This is a genomic window from Mycobacterium scrofulaceum, from assembly GCF_001667885.1.
In the GTDB taxonomy this organism is placed as follows: Bacteria; Actinomycetota; Actinomycetes; order Mycobacteriales; family Mycobacteriaceae; genus Mycobacterium; species Mycobacterium scrofulaceum_C.
In genome coordinates, this window is record NZ_LZJW01000164.1 from 108,481 (window position 1) to 126,457 (window position 17,977).

The window sequence follows — 17,977 nt, forward strand, 5'->3', positions numbered from 1 at the left end:
GGAATGAATGACCCGGTCGTAACTGGGCTGCTTACCGACAAGTACGAGTTGACGATGCTGGCCGCGGCGCTGCGCGACTGCACCGCCGATCGCACGACGACCTTCGAACTGTTCGCGCGGCGGCTGCCGGAGGGCCGCCGTTACGGCGTGGTGTGCGGCACCGGGCGGCTGCTCGAGGCGTTGCCGCAATTCGGCTTCGGCGACGAGGCCTGCCGGTCGCTGGAGGAGTTCCTCGACCCAGATACATTGCGCTACTTGCGGGATTTCCGTTTCGGCGGCGATATCGACGGTTACGCCGAAGGCGAGCTGTACTTCCCCGGCTCCCCCGTGCTGTCGGTAACCGGCACGTTCGCCGAATGCGTGGTGCTGGAGACGCTGGCGCTGTCGATCTTCAATCACGACACCGCGGTCGCGTCGGCGGCGGCGCGGATGGTGAGCGCGGCGAGGGGCCGCCCGCTGATCGAGATGGGATCGCGGCGAACCCACGAGCACGCCGCGGTCGCCGCGGCGCGCGCGGCCTATATCGCCGGCTTCGCCGCGTCGTCCAACTTGGAGGCCCAGCGCCGATACGGCATCCCCGCCGAGGGCACGTCCGCGCACGCGTTCACGATGCTGCACGCGAGCGGCGAACCCCCCGAGGTGACCGAGCTGGCCGCCTTCCGCGCTCAGGTCGACGCGCTGGGCGCCGGCACCACGCTGCTGGTGGACACCTATGACGTGACGACCGGGGTGGCCAATGCCGTGGCCGCCGCCGGGGAGTCGCTCGGGGCGGTCCGCATCGACTCCGGCGAGCTGGGCGTGCTGACCCGCCAGGTCCGCGATCAGCTCGACCGGCTGGGCGCCACCAGGACCCGCATCGTGGTGTCCGGCGACCTCGACGAGTTCTCCATCGCCGCCTTGGGCGCCGAACCTGTCGACAGTTACGGCGTCGGCACGTCCCTGGTGACGGGTTCGGGCGCACCGACGGCGAACATGGTCTACAAGCTGGTCGAGGTGGACGGCATGCCCGTGCAGAAGCGGAGCACCCACAAGGAATCCCGCGGCGGCCGAAAAGAGGCACTGCGCCTGAGCCGCTCGTCCGGCACCGTCACCGAGGAGGTGGTGTATCCGGCAGGCCGCCCGCCCAGCGTCACCGAACCGTCGCGCACGTTGACCGTCCCGCTGGTCCGCGGCGGCGACTTGGTGTCCAAACCGAATGTGGCGGCGGCGCGCGAGCTGGTAGCTTCCGGGCTGCGCAGTCTGCCGTGGGAGGGTTTGAATCTGTCGCAGGGCGAGCCCGCGATCCCGACGACGCAGATCCCGCCGCCCCGCCCGTAGCACCGCAGAGCAAAGAGGATAGCCACGTCCGAAGTGTCCGTGCCCGAGTTGCTGGCCCTCGCCGTGGCCGCGCTCGGCGGCAGCGAGCGCAGCGGCCAACTCGAGATGGCCGACGCCGTCGCAAAGGCGTTCGCAACCGGTGAGCATCTCGTCGTGCAGGCCGGTACCGGCACCGGAAAATCACTGGCCTACCTGGTGCCGGCGATCGTCCGCGCCATCGACGACGACTCGCCCGTCGTGGTGTCCACGGCCACGATCGCCCTGCAGCGCCAACTCGTCGATCGCGACCTGCCCCGTCTCATCGATTCGCTCGCCGACACGCTCCCCCGGCGCCCGCGGTTCGCGCTGCTCAAGGGTCGTCGAAACTACCTGTGCCTGAACAAGATCCACAACGGCGCCGCCGAGGCCGAGGACGACGCCGGCGACCGGCCGCAGGAGGAGCTGTTCGATCCCATGGCGGCCACCGCACTGGGTCGCGACGTCCAACGTCTCACGGCCTGGGCGTCGACGACCGACTCCGGTGACCGAGACGACCTGAAACCCGGTGTGCCAGACCGGTCCTGGTCCCAGGTCAGCGTTTCGGCGCGGGAATGCCTGGGCGTGGCGCGCTGCCCGTTCGGCGCCGAGTGCTTCTCCGAGCGGGCGCGGGGCCGGGCCGGCGCTGCCGACATCGTGGTGACCAACCACGCGCTGCTCGCCATCGACGCCGTCGCCGAATCGGCGGTGCTGCCCGAGCACGAGTTGCTGGTGGTGGACGAGGCGCACGAATTGGTCGACCGGGTGACGTCGGTGGCCACCGCCGAACTCACGCCGGCCGCCCTGGGCGTGGCGGCGCGCCGGATCGCCCGGTTGGTGAACCCGGAACTGACCCAACGCCTGGAGGCGGCGACGGCCAACTTCGCCGCGGCGATTCACGAGGGCACACCCGGCCGCATCGACCGCCTCGACGACGAACTGGCGACCTACCTGACCGCGCTGCGCGACGCGGCCGGCGCGGCACGCTCGGCGATCGACGGCACGAGCGATGCGAAAGCCGCTGCGGCCCGGGCCGAAGCGGTGGCGGCGCTGAGTGAAATCTCCGACACCGCCTCGCGCGTCCTGACGTCGTTCGCCCCGGCGATTCCCGATCGCACCGACGTGGTGTGGCTGGATCACGAGGACAACCGGGGCGCCATGCGCCCGGTGCTACGGGTGGCCCCGCTGTCGGTCGCGGGCCTGCTGCGCGACCGGGTGTTCTCCCGGTCCACGACGGTGTTGACGTCGGCGACCCTGGTGATCGGGGGCTCCTTCGACGCGATGGCCGAGGCATGGGGCCTGACCGCCGCGGACCCCGGGAACGCGCGCTGGCGCGGCATCGACGTCGGCTCGCCGTTCCACCACGCCAAGGCCGGGATCCTCTACGTCGCCGCCCACCTGCCCCCACCGGGCCGCGACGGCACCGGTTCCGCCGAGCAGCTCACCGAAATCGAGGAGCTGATCACCGCGGCGGGCGGGCGGACCCTGGGGTTGTTCTCCTCGATGCGGGCCGCGCGGGCCGCCGCCGAGGCCATGCGCCAGCGGTTGTCGACGCCGGTGCTGTGCCAGGGCGACGACAGCACCTCCGCGCTGGTGGAGCAGTTCAGCGCCGACGCACAGACCTCGCTGTTCGGCACGCTGTCGCTGTGGCAGGGCGTCGACGTGCCCGGCCCGTCCCTGTCGCTGGTGCTCATCGATCGCATCCCGTTTCCCCGGCCGGACGACCCGCTGCTGGGGGCGCGCCAACGCGCGGTGGCGGCGCGCGGCGGCAACGGCTTCATGGCCGTCGCCGCCAGCCACGCCGCTCTGCTGCTGGCGCAGGGCTCGGGCCGGCTCCTGCGGCGCGTCACCGACCGCGGAGTGGTCGCGGTGCTGGACTCACGGATGGTGACCGCCGGCTACGGCGGTTACCTGTGCGCCTCGCTGCCGCCGTTCTGGCAGACCACGGACCCCGCCCAGGTCCGCGCCGCGCTGGAGCGGCTGCGCACGGCCTCCGAAACCCAGCCCGCCTGAGCTCAGCGGGCCAGGGTGACCAGGCCGAGCTCGGCGCTGGAAGCAAGCATCGGGTGGTGCGGCAGCACGCGGACCGTGTACCCGACGGCCCCGGCCAGCGGTAACGACAGCGTCGTCGAGAACACCTGGTTGCCGCCTTCGGCCGTCCCGGTGTACGACATCTCGACGGTCACCGGGTCCAGCAGCGCGTCGCTGGCGTCCACCCTGCCCACCACGCCCTGGACCGTGACCTCGTCGGGCGCCAGCCCGTCCAGCGCCACGGTGGCGGTCAGGGTCAGCTTGGAGCCGAGCACCGGTGTGTCCGGCAGCCCGGTGCTGTCCACGTCGGTGATGGTGATCTTCGGCCACGCCTCTTGGGCGCGCCGACGGTAGGCGGCCACCTCGCGCGCGGCGCCGAACTCGCCGCCGTCCGCGCCGTCCTCGGCGGGCCCGACGGTCCTGCGCAGCGACTGGGCGGCGTGCGTGTAGTACCGCTCCACGTAGTCGCGCACCATCCGCGAGGCCAGCACCTTGGGTCCGAGCGTTTGCAGCGTGTGGCGCACCATTTCGATCCACCGTGGCGGCACGCCGTGTTCGTCGCGTTCGTAGAACTTCGGCGCCACGGCCTGCTCCAGCAGGTCGTAGAGCGCGCTGGCCTCCAGGTCGTCGCGGCGGCCCTCGTCGGCCACGCCGTCGGCCGACGGTATCTCCCAACCGTTTTCGCCGTCGTACCACTCGTCCCACCATCCATCGCGGATGGACAGGTTCAGCCCGCCGTTGAGCGCGCTTTTCATCCCGGACGTGCCGCAGGCCTCCAGCGGCCGCAGCGGGTTGTTCAGCCAGACGTCGCAGCCCCAGTACAAGTGCCGGGCCATGGACATGTCGTAGTCCGGCAGGAACGCGATGCGGTGGCGCACCTCCGGGCGGTCGGCGAAGCGAACCACCTGCTGTATCAACGCCTTACCGCCATCGTCGGCGGGGTGCGACTTACCGGCGACGATCAGCTGGATGGGCCTGTCCTCGTCGAGCAACAGGCGTTCGAGCCGCTCCGGGTCGCGCAGCATCAGCGTCAGCCGCTTGTAGGTCGGCACCCGCCGGGCGAACCCGATGGTGAGCACGTTGGGGTCGAATGCCGTTGCGATCCAACCCAATTCAGCGTCCGATGCGCCGCGTTCGAGCCAGGACTTGCGCAGCCGTCGGCGGACGTCCTCGACCAGCGACGACCGCAGTTGCGAACGGATCCACCACAGATGGCCCGCATCAACCTGGTTCAGCCGCAGCCAGACGCCGGGATCACCGAACGAATCGGAACCGGCCAGCTCACGCCCCAACTGCAACCATTGCGGCGCGGCCCAGGTGCGCGCGTGCACCCCGTTGGTGATGGACCCGATCGGCACCTCGTTCGAGTCGAATCCGGGCCACAGCTCGTTGAACATGGCCCGACTGACCTCACCGTGCAGCAACGAGACGCCGTTGGCCCGCTGCGCCAGCCGCAATCCCATGTGCGCCATGTTGAATTTCGTCGGATCGTCCTCGGCGCCGAGGGCGAGTATGCGGGCGGTCGGCACGCCGGGCAACAACGCGGGCGCGTTCTTGCCACCGGTTTTCTCGTCCTTCTTCCCGGGGTCCTCCTCGATGTGCCCGTCGAAGTAGAGCCGCACCATGTCGATCGGGAACCGGTCGATGCCGGCGGGCACCGGAGTGTGGGTGGTGAACACGGTGCTGGAACGCACGACGGCGAGCGCGGTGTCGAAGTCAAGCCCGGCATCGGTCATCAATTCGCGGATCCGTTCCGCTCCCAGGAAACCGGCGTGCCCCTCGTTCATGTGGAACACCTCGGGCGCCGGCAGGCCTTCGATGGCGGTGAACGCGCGGATGGCCCGCACCCCGCCGATGCCGGCCAGCAGTTCCTGGCGCATCCGGTGTTCCTGGTCGCCGCCGTACAGCCGGTCGGTGATGCTGCGCAGATCGTGCTCGTTCTCGGGGACGTCGGAGTCGAGCAGGAGCAGCGGAACCCGCCCCACCTGCGCGACCCAGATCCGCGCGTGCAGCTGGGCGGAGTCGGGCAGCGTCAGCTCGACCAAGACGGGATCCCCGACCGCGTCGGTGAGCAGCCGCAACGGCAACCCCTGCGGGTCGAGCGACGGGTAGGTCTCGTTTTGCCAGCCGTCGGCGGTCAGCGACTGACGGAAATACCCGGACCGGTAATACAGGCCCACCGCGACCAGCGGCACCCCCAAGTCGGAGGCCGACTTCAGGTGGTCCCCGGCGAGGATGCCCAAACCGCCCGAGTAATTCGGCAGCACCTCGGCGACCCCGAACTCCATCGAGAAGTAGGCGATGGCCGTCGGCATCGCCACACCGTCGGCTTGCTGCTGCTGATACCACAGCGGCCGGGACAGGTAATCGTTGAGATCGGCGGCCAATTCGTCGAGCCGGCCGAGGAAGCTTTCGTCGAGCGCCAACTCATCGAGCCGTGCCGGGTTCACCGCGCCGAGCAATGCCACCGGATCAGACCCGCACCGCTCCCACAGGTCCACATCCACCGTCGCAAACAAGTCCTGGGTCGGCTTGTCCCAAGACCATCGCAAGTTGGTCGACAACTGGTCCAGCGCGGCCAGCCGTTCGGGAAGGTGAGCGCGGACGGTAAAGCGGCGGAGGGCTTTCACGCATCCTTACCTTACTGAGGATTTCGCCCCGCGCACGACGACGGTGGACAGCTTTTTCCGCCGGGGGTGTGACCGGACACTAGGGTGGGTATCGGTTAGTTATTGGGGCCGCAACGGCGCTTCCCCGCAGAGGAAGTTCCCCACGACAGGAAGTTTTCGCCAGACGAGAGGCATCCCGCGACGGAGTACACGCGGGATGCCCGCACACAATCGGAACCAGCCGACTCCTCATCGGTCCGAGTCCGAGGAAGCGGACCGATGAGGAGTCGGCTAGTCGGAAGTCTGCCGGCGAATCCGAGACCCGAGCGATCGGGCCGGGAGGAACGGGCAAATCGGAACGGAGTGTTGTGCCTGGTCGTGTCGAGATCGATAACGTCCAACCCGTCGTTTCATGCGGCGCGTATCCCGCCAAGGCCGTGGTCGGTGAGATCGTCCCGGTCAGCGCGGCGGTGTGGCGCGAAGGCCACGAGGCCGTCGCCGCCACGCTGGTCGTGCGGTACCTCGGGCCGCGCTATCCGCAAGTAACGGAAACGCGCCGAATCAAAGCGGTTCAAGCCCCCGTCAAGACGGCGACGGACGTCGACGGCGCGGTCGACCAGCAACGCGTCAAGCCGCTGCTCCTGCCGATGACGCTGGGCCTCGAGCCTTACGTCTTCCACGGGCAGTTCACGCCCGACCGGGTCGGCCTGTGGACCTTCCGCGTGGACGGCTGGGGCGACCCCATCGACTCGTGGCGGCATGGCCTGGTGGCCAAGCTCGAGGCGGGCCAGGGCGAGACGGAACTGTCCAACGACCTGCTGGTCGGCGCCGGGCTGTTCGAGCGCGCCGCGACGGGGGTACCCCGCGCGAAGCGCGACCCGCTGCTGGCGGCCGCGGCGGCGCTGCGCAAACCCGGTGACCCGGTCACCCGGACCGCGTTGGCGCTGGCGCCCGAAATCGATCAGATCCTGGCCGAGTATCCGTTGCGCGACCTGGTCACCCGCGGCGAGCAATACGGAGTGTGGGTGGACCGGCCCCTGGCCCGCTTCGGCTCCTGGTACGAGATGTTCCCCCGCTCGACCGGCGGTTGGGACGCCGACGGCAAGCCCGTGCACGGCACGTTCGCCACGGCGGCCGCCCAACTTCCGCGCATCGCCGCGATGGGGTTCGACGTCGTTTACCTGCCGCCGATCCACCCGATCGGCAAGGTACATCGCAAGGGCCGCAACAACTCTCCGACCGCCGCCCCCGGCGATGTGGGATCGCCGTGGGCGATCGGCAGCGACGAGGGCGGCCACGACGCGATTCACCCGCAGTTGGGCACCATCGAGGACTTCGACGCCTTCGTGGCGGCGGCGGGCGACCTGGGAATGGAGGTGTCGCTGGACCTGGCGCTGCAGTGCGCGCCGGACCACCCCTGGGCGCGCGACCACCGCGAGTGGTTCACCGAGCTGCCCGACGGCACCATCGCCTATGCGGAGAACCCGCCGAAGAAGTATCAGGACATCTACCCGCTGAACTTCGACAACGACCCGGCGGGCCTCTACGACGAAGTGCTGCGCGTCGTGCGGCACTGGATGGACCACGGCGTCAAGTTCTTTCGGGTGGACAACCCGCACACCAAGCCGCCGAACTTCTGGGCGTGGCTGATCGCGCAGGCGAAGAACATCGACCCCGACGTGCTCTTCCTGTCGGAGGCCTTCACGCCGCCGGCCCGGCAGTACGGCCTGGCCAAGCTCGGGTTCACCCAGTCCTACAGCTACTTCACCTGGCGCACGGCCAAGCAGGAACTCACCGAATTCGGTGACGCCATCGCCGCCGCCGCGGACTTCCGGCGGCCGAACCTGTTCGTCAACACGCCTGACATCCTGCACGCCGTCCTGCAGCACAACGGCCCCGGCATGTTCGCGATCCGCGCGGTGCTGGCGGCAACGATGAGTCCCGCGTGGGGCGTGTATTCCGGGTACGAACTGTTCGAACACCGCGCGGTGCGGGAGGGCAGCGAGGAGTACCTGGATTCGGAGAAATACGAACTGCGGCCCCGCGATTTCGCGGGTGCGCTTGCTGAGGGACGCTCCCTGGAGCCGTTCATCACGCTGCTCAACTCGATTCGCCGGCTGCATCCGGCGTTGCAGCAGCTGCGCACCATTCATTTCCACACCGTGGACAACGACGCGTTGCTGGCCTACAGCAAGTTCGACCCGGCGACCGGCGACTGCGTGTTGGTGGTGGTGACGCTCAACGCGTTCGGCGCCGAAGAAGCCACGCTGTTTTTGGACATGGCGGCTTTGGGTATGGAGCCCTACGAACGCTTTTGGGTGCGCGACGAAATCACCGGCCAAGAATTCCAATGGGGGCAGGCAAACTACGTTCGCATCGACCCTGCGCGAGCGGTCGCGCATGTGATCAACATGCCACTCATTCCGCAGGAGTCGCGAATGAAGCTGCTCCGCAGGCCACCGAACGGACCGGAGGGATTGTGAGATGAGCCAAGCCGACCAACTGGCCAGGACGCACCTGGCGCCCGACCCGGCCGACCTGGCCCGCCTGCTGTCCGGCACCCACTACAACCCGCACGGGATCCTGGGCGCGCACGAGTACGCCGACCACACCGTCATCCGGGCGTTCCGCCCGCATGCGACTGAGGTGGTCGCACTCGTCGGCGACGAGCGGTTTCCGTTGGAGCACATCGAATCCGGCTTGTTCGCCACGGTGCTGCCGTTCACCAACCTGATCGATTACCGGCTACAGATCACCTACGAGGGTGCCGAACCGTACACGGTGGCCGACGCCTACCGGTTCCTGCCCACCCTGGGCGAGGTCGACCTCTTCCTGTTCGGCGAGGGTCGGCATGAGCGGCTCTGGGAAGTCCTTGGCGCGCATCCCCGCTCGTTCACCACGGCCGACGGTGTGGTCAACGGCGTGTCGTTCGCGGTGTGGGCCCCCAACGCCAAGGGCGTCAGCCTGATCGGCGAGTTCAACGGCTGGACCGGCAGCGACGCTCCGATGCGGTCGCTCGGCTCGTCGGGGGTGTGGGAGTTGTTCTGGCCCGACTTCCCCGTCGACGGGTTGTACAAGTTTCGCGTGCACGGCGCCGACGATGTCGTCACCGAGCGAGCCGACCCGATGGCCTTCGCCACCGAAGTGCCGCCGCACACCGCATCCCGCGTCACGCGCAGCAAGTACACCTGGCAGGACGCCGAGTGGATGGAGCAGCGCGCCCAACGCAATCCGGTGTTCGAGCCGATGAGCACCTACGAGGTGCACCTCGGCTCCTGGCGCCCCGGTCTCGGCTACCGCCAGCTCGCCGAGGAGCTGACCAACTACGTGGTGGACCACGGCTTCACCCACGTGGAGCTGCTTCCCGTCGCCGAGCATCCCTTCGCCGGATCCTGGGGCTATCAGGTCACGTCCTACTACGCGCCGACGTCGCGATTCGGCACGCCCGACGAATTCCGGGCGCTGGTCGATGCGCTGCACCACGCCGGCATCGGCGTCATCGTGGACTGGGTGCCGGCGCACTTCCCGAAGGACGCCTGGGCGCTGGGACGGTTCGACGGCACCCCGCTCTACGAGCACGCCGACCCCAAGCGCGGCGAGCAACTCGACTGGGGCACATACGTTTTCGACTTCGGACGCGCCGAGGTGCGCAACTTCCTGGTGGCGAACGCGCTGTACTGGCTCGAGGAGTACCACATCGACGGGCTGCGGGTCGACGCGGTCGCTTCCATGCTGTACCTGGACTACTCGCGCCCCGAGGGTGGCTGGACGCCCAACATCTACGGCGGGCGGGAGAACCTGGAGGCCGTTCAGTTCCTGCAGGAGATGAACGCCACGGTGCACAAGAGCGCCCCCGGCATCGTCACCATCGCCGAGGAGTCGACGTCATGGCCCGGCGTCACGCGCCCGACAAACCTTGGCGGCCTGGGCTTTTCGATGAAGTGGAACATGGGCTGGATGCACGACACGCTCGACTACATCAGCCGCGACCCGATCTACCGCAACTACCACCACCACGAGATGACGTTCTCGATGCTGTACGCGTTCAGCGAGAACTACGTGCTGCCGATCAGCCACGACGAGGTGGTGCACGGCAAGGGCACCCTGTGGGGTCGGATGCCGGGCAACAACCACGTCAAGGCCGCCGGGCTGCGCAGCCTGCTCGCCTATCAGTGGGCGCATCCCGGCAAGCAATTGCTGTTCATGGGACAGGAATTCGGCCAGCGCGCCGAATGGTCCGAGGAGCGCGGCCTGGACTGGTGGCAGCTCGACGAGCAGGGCTTCTCGAACGGCGTCGCGCGTCTGGTGCGTGACATCAACGCCATCTACCGCAGCCACCCGGCGTTGTGGAGCCAGGACACCGTCCCTGACGGATACTCCTGGATCGACGCCAACGACTCGGCCAACAACGTGCTCAGTTTCCTGCGTTATGGCAGCGACGGATCCGTCATGGCGTGCATCTTCAACTTCGCGGGCAACGAGCACAGCGGCTACCGGCTGGGACTGCCGTCCGCGGGCCGCTGGCGCGAGGTGCTCAACACCGACGCCACCGACTACAACGGGACGGGCATCGGCAACATGGGCGGTGTCGATGCGACCGAGGACCCGTGGCATGGACGTCCGGCCTCCGCGGTGCTGGTGCTGCCGCCCAACTCGGCCCTGTGGCTCGAGCCCGAGTAGGCGGGCGGACGCACGCCGACCCGCTGCTGAAATCCGGCTGTCTGGCCCGGAACCTCAGTAGAGGGCGTTGGCGAGGTTGCGCCGGCCGGCGACGACCTCGGGATCGGCGGGGTCGAAGAGTTCGAAAAGCTCGATCAGCCGGGTGCGCACCCGGGTGCGCTCGTCCCCGGATGTGCGGCGGACCAACGCCGTCAGACGGTCGAACGCCGCACTCACGTCCTGGTTGAGGATTTCGACGTCGGCCGCCGCGAAGGCCGCATCGATGTCACCGGGCGCCGCATCGGCGGCGGCCACGGCGTCCGGTGGGTGCGCGGTCGCGCGCATGAGGAAGTCGATCTGGCGGATCGCGCCCTTCGCCTCGGCGCTGCCCGGATTGGCGTCCAGGATCGCTTGATACGCCCCTCGGGCGCCCTCGAAGTTACCGGCCTCCAGCTGCTCGCGGGCGGCGGCCAACTCGGGGTCGACCTCGTCGGCGTCCGCGGAATTGCCTGCGCCCCTGAGCTTCCCGGCTGTCGCGGAAAGAATTTGGTCCAGCCAGCCGCGCAATTGATCCGGCGGCTGCATGCCCTGGAAACTCGAGATCGGCTGCCCGGCCGCCAACGCCACCACGGTGGGCACCGCGTCGACACCGAATATCTGGGCCACCCTGGGCGCCACGTCGACGTTCACCGTGCCCAGCGACCACTGTCCGTAGTCCTGGGCGGCCATGCCGGACAACGTGTCCAGCAGCTGGACGCACGCGTCGCTGCGCGGGGACCACAGCAGCACCACGACGGGCACTTCCTCGGACCGCAGCAGGACCTCGGCCTCGAAGTTGGCCTCGGTGATCGCGGTGACTCCGGGGCCGCCCTCGGCGGGCGACGTTGCACCACCACCGGTCCCGCCCGGCGGTTGCTGCTGGGCCCGCTGCTTGAGGCCGGACAGGTCGACAGCGCCGGCCATCGCGGGGCCGATCGAGGGTCGCGGACGCGTCACGCCGTCAAGTTTGTCATGCGCGCCGGTGACCCATCCACCCGGTGGGGCGGACGCTCGGGGGCCGCCGCGGCGGCCCGAAATCCGCGCAGCGAAGGGGTTGCGGGCGCTGATATGACGAAGATCACAAAACTTTCCGCGCGCGCCGATCCAGCAACCTCCGCGAGCGTGCCGGCGCGGCCGCTTCGGCCCGCCCTACCTAGCCCGCAGGATCAGCGCGTCGCCCTGCCCGCCCGCACCGCACAGGGCCGCGACGCCGTAGCCGGAGCCACGGCGCGCCAGTTCCAGGGCAGCATGCAGCGTGATCCGCGCGCCCGACATCCCAATGGGGTGCCCGACGGCGATCGCGCCGCCGTTGACGTTGACGATCTCGGGATCCACGCCGAGCTCGCGGGTCGAGGCCAGCGCCACAGCGGAGAACGCCTCGTTGATTTCGACCACGTCGAGCTGGTCGACGGTGATGCCCTCGCGGCCGAGCGCCTTCTTGATCGCGTTGGCCGGCTGCGACTGCAGGGTGGAGTCCGGTCCGGCGACCACGCCGTGTGCACCGATCTCGACCAGCCAGGTCAGTCCCAGCTCCTCCGCCTTGGCCTTGTTCATCACCACCACGGCCGCGGCCCCATCGGAGATCTGCGACGCCGAACCGGCGGTGATGGTGCCGTCCTTGCGGAAGGCCGGCTTGAGGCCGGCCAGGGACTCGACGGTGGTGTTGGCGCGAATGCCCTCGTCCTCGGTGAACTGCAGCGGATCACCCTTGCGCTGCGGGATGTTGACGGGCACGACCTCGTCGGCGAAGACCCCGTCCTTCCACGCCGCGGCCGCCTTCTGATGCGACCGCGCAGCGAACTCGTCCTGCTCGGCGCGGGTGAACTGGTCGACGTCGTTGCGCTGCTCGGTGAGCGCCCCCATCGGCTGGTCGGTGAACACGTCGTGCAGGCCGTCGTAGGCCATGTGATCGAGGACCGTGACGTCGCCGTACTTGTAGCCGGCCCGGCTGTCCATCAGCAAATGCGGCGCCTTGGTCATCGACTCCTGCCCACCGGCCACCACCACGTCGAACTCACCGGCTCGAATTAGCTGGTCAGCGAGCGCGATGGCATCGATGCCGGACAGACACATCTTGTTGATGGTCAGCGCCGGGACGTCCCAGCCGATGCCGGCCGCTACGGCCGCCTGGCGCGCGGGCATCTGCCCGGCCCCCGCCGTCAGCACCTGACCCATGATCACGTACTCGACCGCCGAGGCGGGAACGTTGGCCTTCTCCAGCGCCCCGGCGATCGCGATGGCACCCAGATCGCTGGCCGAGAAGTCCTTCAGCGAACCCATCAACTTGCCGATCGGCGTGCGCGCTCCAGCAACGATCACCGATGTCGTCATAACAACCTCCCAAGGGTCCGTGGACGGCCGATCCGGCCTCCCGGAGAAGCGCAATCTTTGCCGCCAGGTTACCTTTATGTGATGACGACCGATCAAGTTGACGCCCGTCAGGTCCTGGCCACCGCGCTGGTGACGGCGATCGATCACGTCGGCATCGCAGTCGCCGACTTGGACGCGGCAATCGCGTGGTACCACGACCACCTCGGCATGATCCTGGTGCACGAGGAAGTCAACGAGGACCAGGGAATCCGCGAGGCCATGCTGGCCGTGCGCGGCGCCCCGACGGGTACCGCGCAGATCCAGCTGATGGCCCCGATCGACGACTCCTCGACCATCGCCAAGTTCCTCGACAAGCGCGGGCCCGGCATCCAGCAGATGGCGGTTCGCGTGAGCGACCTGGACAGCGTGATCGAGCACCTGCGGTCCCAGGGCATCCGGCTCGTCTACGAGGCCCCGCGGCGCGGTACGGCAAACTCGCGGATCAACTTCATCCACCCCAAGGACGCCGGCGGCGTCCTCATCGAGCTGGTCGAACCGGCTTCCTGATCACGACCACTTCCGGGTCGGACCCCGCGTAGCGCGGTGGCTCCAGCACGGGGTATGCCAATGGCGCCGATCGTCGGGTCCCCCGCGGGTTGGATCGGTCGGCCACACCACCACATGCGCGGTGCCGACGCGAATTTCGTGATCACAACCCGGACAGCGGTAGGTCTTGACCGCACGGGTGGCCGCGACCGGTCGGACCTCGTACTCGTGACCATCCGGCCCGATCTCCACCCGGCGCGACGCCGGGGACGGCGCTGACTGCCACCGCCGACGTGGCGGTATGCGGCGCCGGGCCATGCCGCCAGCCTAGCCGGGAGGCTCAGAACAGCCGGTACTCGTCGCTGTCCATCCCGCGCATCTTGTCGTAATCCAATGTGATGCAACGTATCCCGCGGTCCGTGGCCAGTGTGCGCGCCTGTGGCTTGATCTGCTGGGCCGCGAACACCCCCTTCACCGGGGCGAGCACGCTGTCGCGGTTGAGCAACTCGAGGTAGCGGGTCAGCTGCTCGACACCGTCGATCTCGCCGCGACGCTTGATCTCCACCGCGACCGAACCGCCCTGTTCGTCACGGCAGAGTAGGTCGACGGGCCCGATGGCGGTCATGTATTCGCGACGAACCAGCGTGTAGCCCTCGCCGAGCAGTTGCACGTGCTCGGCGAGCAACGCCTGCAGGTGGGCCTCGACCCCATCCTTGACCAGCCCGGGATCCACGCCCAGGTCGTGGCTCGAGTCGTGCTCGACATCCTCGACGGTGATGCGGAGCTGTTCGCCGGCCTTGTTCTGCACCACCCAGACCGGCGCCTGCTCACCGGGCTCCTCGGTGAGCCAGCACGGCGGGCTCATCCAGTTCAACGGCTTGTAGGCGCGGTCATCGGCATGCACGCTGACCGATCCGTCGGCCTTGAACAGCAGCAACCTGCGGGCCGAGGGAAGATGCGCGGTGAGCCGGCCGACGTAGTCCACAGTGCACTGGGCGATCACGAGACGCACCCGACTCACCTTAGAGCGTGGCCGACAAATTAGGCTGACGCCACCATGTCGGCCACGCAGAGCTTGGCGAAACGCATCGGGCGGGTGCTCGAGATTGTCACCCGTCAGAGCGGCCGGTTACCGGAGACCCCCGCGTACGGCTCCCTGCTGCTGGGGCGGGTTTCCGAGAGCCAGGCACGTCGCCGCGTCCGCATCCAGGTCATCCTGACCGTCTTGGTGCTGGGCGCCAACCTGATCGGGATCGCGGTGGCGCTGCTGCTGGTGATCGTCGCCGTTCCGCAGCCGAGCATCTTCCACGATGCGCCGGCCTGGATCACGTTCGGTGTCTCTCCGGCCTACATCGCGTTGGCCCTGGCGGTGGGCACCTATTGGATCACCCGCCGGACCGTGCTCTCGTTGCGCTGGGCGATCGAGGAGCGATCGCCGAACGCGGACGACGAACGCAACACCTTCCTGGCCCCGTGGCGCATCGCCCGCTTCGACCTCATCCTGTGGGGTGTCGGGGCGGTGGTGTACACGACCCTTTACGGCCTAATCAACAAGCTGTTCATCCCGCGGTTTCTCGTCGCGGTGAGCATCTGTGGCGTCTTGGTGGCCACCGCCAGCTATCTCATCGCCGAGTTCGCCCTGCGCCCCGTCGCGGCGCAGGCACTCGAGGCCGGGCCGCCGCCACGGCGTTTCTCGGCCGGGATCATGGGCCGGACCATGGTGGTCTGGTTTCTCGGTTCGGGCCTGCCCGTGCTCGGCATCGCCTTCCTCGCGGGCTTCCAGGCCGTGATGCGAAACCTGACCGAGACGGAGTTCGCGGTCGGTGTGTTGATCATTTCGATGGCCACGGTGATCTTCGGTTGCCTCTTGATGTGGATCCTGGCCTGGCTCACGGCAACTCCGGTGCGCGTGGTGCGCGCGGCGTTGCGCCGCGTGGAGCGCGGCGATCTGCGGGGCGATCTGGTCGTTTTCGACGGCACCGAACTCGGTGAGCTGCAACGCGGATTCAACGCGATGGTGGACGGGTTGCGCGAGCGGGAACGCGTCCGCGACCTTTTCGGCCGACACGTCGGCCGTGAGGTAGCCCTGGCCGCGGAACGCGAGCGACCGAAGCTGGGTGGCGAAGAACGCCACGTGGCAGTCGTATTCATCGACATCGTCGGTTCTACCCAGCTGGTGACCAGCCGGCCCCCGGCCGAAGTCGTGTCGGTGCTCAACCAGTTTTTCGGCATCGTCGTCGAGGAAGTGGACCGACACTGCGGGCTGGTCAACAAGTTCGAGGGCGACGCGACGCTGGCCATCTTCGGAGCACCGAATCACCTGGACCGCCCGGAGGATCAAGCGCTGGCCGCCGCACGCGCCATCGCAAAACGGCTGGCCAACGAAATGCCGGAGTGCCAGGCCGGTATCGGCGTGGCGGCGGGGCAAGTGGTCGCCGGCAACGTCGGCGCCAGGGAACGCTTCGAATACACCGTGATCGGCGGGCCGGTCAACGAGGCGGCCCGCCTGTGCGAGCTCGCCAAGTCCTACCCGGGCCGGCTGCTGGCAACGGCCGACGCGCGCGAGGGCGCGAGCGAGAACGAGCGCGGCCGTTGGACTTTGGGCGAAACGGTGACGCTACGCGGACACGAACGCCCCACCCGGCTCGCGCTGCCCGCCGAGACCGCCGACGCGTCCTGAGGGATTGATTTCCGACCCGAGTGGGTAAGGGGACTAAGGACATCGCCCCTCGAAGAGATTGGTGTTGACATGACCGGTAGTGGAACTGTGCGGCGGGCTTCCGTCGCTGCGGGGATCGCCGCGGCGATCGCCTTGAGTTCGTTGACCGCGGGCTGCAGCTCGGGCAACAACAACAAGAACCCGACGACTTCGACATCGACCGTCACCACCACCGTCACGACGCCCGCAAGCGTCACCACCACGGCGCCGGCCGCGACAACCCCGGCCGGGCCGGGCGGCGGTCCCGAGACCGGGCCCGGTGGCGCCACGACCGCCGGACCGGGCGGTTCCGGCGCCGGCGCCGGTCCCGGTGGGGCCAGCGCTGGTGTGCCGGGCGCGGGTGCGTCCGCCGGACCCGGCGGCGCGGGCGCCTGCGCCGGCGGCGTGTGCGTCGGGACCCCTCCCGGCCCGTAACCGCGGCGATCAATCAACGGTGGCCAAGGCCGCAACGAGGTAGTTGTCGGTGCGGGAGCCGCTCTCCCGCACCAACAACGCCACCAGGCATGAGCCGACCACCAGCAGCGCGCCGACGAAACTGACGGTCGCCGGCCACCCACCGATGCCGTACACCAAGCCGCCGAGCGCGCCGGCCACCGATCCACCCAGGTAATAGCTGAACAGATACAGCGCCGACGCCTCCGCGCGGTCGCGCCGTGCCACGGCGCCCACCCAGCCGCTGGCCGCGGTGTGCGCGGCGAAGAAGCCACCGGTGAAAACGCCGACGCCCACCACGATCGCGGCCACGGCGTGCGGGACGGTCAGCAGCAGACCCGTCGCCGCAACCGGCAAAGCGACTCCCAGCACGAGCGGGCGTCCCCTGCGGTCGGCAATCCGCCCGGCCGCCACCGACGTCCAGGTGCCGACCAGATACAGCAGGAACAGCAGCCCTACGACCGACGGTGCCAGCCCGAACGGCCGGGCGGTCAGTCGGTAGCCGAGGTAGTTGTAGACCGTGACAAATCCGCCCATCAACACGAACCCCACCGCGAAAAGCTTCAGCAGCAACGGATTTCGCAGATGTGCCGCCAGGTTGCGCACACTGGCCCGCACGCTCATCGGCTTGGGGTCGAAGAACTGCGACCTGGGCACCAGGGCGGCGAAGGCCAGCGTGCCGGCGAGCGTCGTCACCGAACACACCAGCAGCGCGACCCGCCAATTGCTCGCCTCGATGACCAACGACGGGACCAGCCGACCGGCCAACCCACCGACGGTCGTTCCGGCGATGTAGCGGCCCATCGCCGCTCCGAGCGATGAGGCGTGTACCTCCTCGGCCAGGAACGCCATCGCGACGGCGGGTATCCCGGCCAGGGCCACGCCCTGGGCCGCGCGGCCGACAAGGAGCACGCCGAGCGTCGGGCTGAACGGCAACACCAGCCCGATCACGCTGGACGCCACCCCGGAGGTCAACATCACGGTGATGCGCCCGTAGCGCTCGGACAGGATGCTGGCGGGAATGATGCAGACGGCGAGCATCCCCGTCGTCAGCGAGACCGTGAGCGCGGCCGCGGCCGGGCCGATCCGATAGGAGGCCGACAGCGCCGGCAGCAGCGCCTGGGTGCAATACATCGCGGCGAAACTGGCCAGGCCGGCACCGCACAGCGCGCCGGTCAACCGGCGGTAGCCGCGGGTTCCGGCCCGGTGCGGGCTGACGGTGGGGGGACGCTGGGGCATGCCATTGATCCTGCGCGCCCCGGTGAAACGAAGGAAATGAATTGTTTGCCGGTTTAATATG

The 17,977-nt window shown here is 68.8% G+C and carries 13 protein-coding genes; 7 read left to right on the forward strand and 6 right to left on the reverse strand.

The window, feature by feature from the left end; translation table 11 throughout:
• Positions 1 to 3 precede the first annotated feature (3 nt).
• Together A5681_RS23320 and A5681_RS23325 are read left to right on the forward strand one after the other, a co-directional pair.
• A complete protein-coding gene (locus A5681_RS23320) occupies positions 4 to 1,317 on the forward strand; it encodes a nicotinate phosphoribosyltransferase (protein WP_067281164.1) in 1,314 nt (437 codons plus the stop codon).
• 18 nt (positions 1,318 to 1,335) lie between these two features.
• Entirely contained in the window at positions 1,336 to 3,345 is a 2,010-nt protein-coding gene (locus A5681_RS23325; protein WP_067281166.1) for an ATP-dependent DNA helicase, read from the forward strand.
• A 2-nt stretch (positions 3,346 to 3,347) separates the two neighbouring features.
• Here A5681_RS23325 and glgP read toward each other — a convergent pair whose 3' ends face one another.
• A complete protein-coding gene (glgP, locus tag A5681_RS23330; protein WP_067281168.1) occupies positions 3,348 to 5,993 on the reverse strand; it encodes an alpha-glucan family phosphorylase in 2,646 nt (881 codons plus the stop codon).
• A 347-nt stretch (positions 5,994 to 6,340) separates the two neighbouring features.
• Between glgP and A5681_RS23335 the strand changes: the two genes are divergently transcribed.
• The gene (locus tag A5681_RS23335; RefSeq protein WP_067281170.1) at positions 6,341 to 8,455 is read left to right on the forward strand and encodes an alpha-1,4-glucan--maltose-1-phosphate maltosyltransferase; all 2,115 of its coding nucleotides are present in this window, start codon (positions 6,341 to 6,343) and stop codon (positions 8,453 to 8,455) included.
• A 1-nt stretch (position 8,456) separates the two neighbouring features.
• Positions 8,457 to 10,652 (forward strand): 1,4-alpha-glucan branching protein GlgB, encoded by a 2,196-nt coding sequence (gene glgB, locus A5681_RS23340; protein ID WP_067281173.1) that lies wholly within the window; start codon positions 8,457 to 8,459, stop codon positions 10,650 to 10,652.
• A gap of 54 nt (positions 10,653 to 10,706) precedes the next feature.
• Here the strand turns inward: glgB and A5681_RS23345 are convergent, their stop codons facing one another.
• Entirely contained in the window at positions 10,707 to 11,627 is a 921-nt protein-coding gene (locus tag A5681_RS23345; RefSeq protein ID WP_067281175.1) for a tetratricopeptide repeat protein, read from the reverse strand.
• A gap of 192 nt (positions 11,628 to 11,819) precedes the next feature.
• Complete coding sequence (locus A5681_RS23350) at positions 11,820 to 13,001, reverse strand: acetyl-CoA C-acetyltransferase (RefSeq protein WP_067281178.1); 1,182 nt, start codon at positions 12,999 to 13,001, stop codon at positions 11,820 to 11,822.
• A 78-nt stretch (positions 13,002 to 13,079) separates the two neighbouring features.
• Here A5681_RS23350 and mce point away from each other — a divergent pair, with 78 nt between their 5' ends.
• Positions 13,080 to 13,547 carry a methylmalonyl-CoA epimerase gene (mce, locus tag A5681_RS23355; RefSeq protein WP_197498699.1) on the forward strand — a complete coding sequence of 156 codons (468 nt, stop codon included), beginning with the start codon at positions 13,080 to 13,082 and terminating at the stop codon, positions 13,545 to 13,547.
• Here the strand turns inward: mce and A5681_RS26820 are convergent, their stop codons facing one another.
• Positions 13,548 to 13,844 (reverse strand): hypothetical protein, encoded by a 297-nt coding sequence (locus A5681_RS26820; RefSeq protein WP_082968510.1) that lies wholly within the window; start codon positions 13,842 to 13,844, stop codon positions 13,548 to 13,550.
• Positions 13,845 to 13,866: 22 nt separating this feature from the next.
• On the reverse strand, positions 13,867 to 14,538 hold the full coding sequence (gene nucS / locus A5681_RS23360; RefSeq protein ID WP_067281184.1) for an endonuclease NucS: 672 nt from the start codon (positions 14,536 to 14,538) through the stop codon (positions 13,867 to 13,869).
• Positions 14,539 to 14,583: 45 nt separating this feature from the next.
• On the opposite strand from nucS, the gene A5681_RS23365 reads away from it, so the two are divergent.
• Both A5681_RS23365 and A5681_RS27535 read left to right on the forward strand, forming a co-directional pair.
• The gene (locus tag A5681_RS23365; RefSeq protein WP_067281187.1) at positions 14,584 to 16,206 is read left to right on the forward strand and encodes an adenylate/guanylate cyclase domain-containing protein; all 1,623 of its coding nucleotides are present in this window, start codon (positions 14,584 to 14,586) and stop codon (positions 16,204 to 16,206) included.
• A gap of 69 nt (positions 16,207 to 16,275) precedes the next feature.
• The gene (locus A5681_RS27535; protein WP_197498700.1) at positions 16,276 to 16,659 is read left to right on the forward strand and encodes a hypothetical protein; all 384 of its coding nucleotides are present in this window, start codon (positions 16,276 to 16,278) and stop codon (positions 16,657 to 16,659) included.
• A gap of 9 nt (positions 16,660 to 16,668) precedes the next feature.
• Here A5681_RS27535 and A5681_RS23375 read toward each other — a convergent pair whose 3' ends face one another.
• Positions 16,669 to 17,916 (reverse strand): MFS transporter, encoded by a 1,248-nt coding sequence (locus A5681_RS23375; protein ID WP_067281193.1) that lies wholly within the window; start codon positions 17,914 to 17,916, stop codon positions 16,669 to 16,671.
• Positions 17,917 to 17,977: the final 61 nt, after the last annotated feature.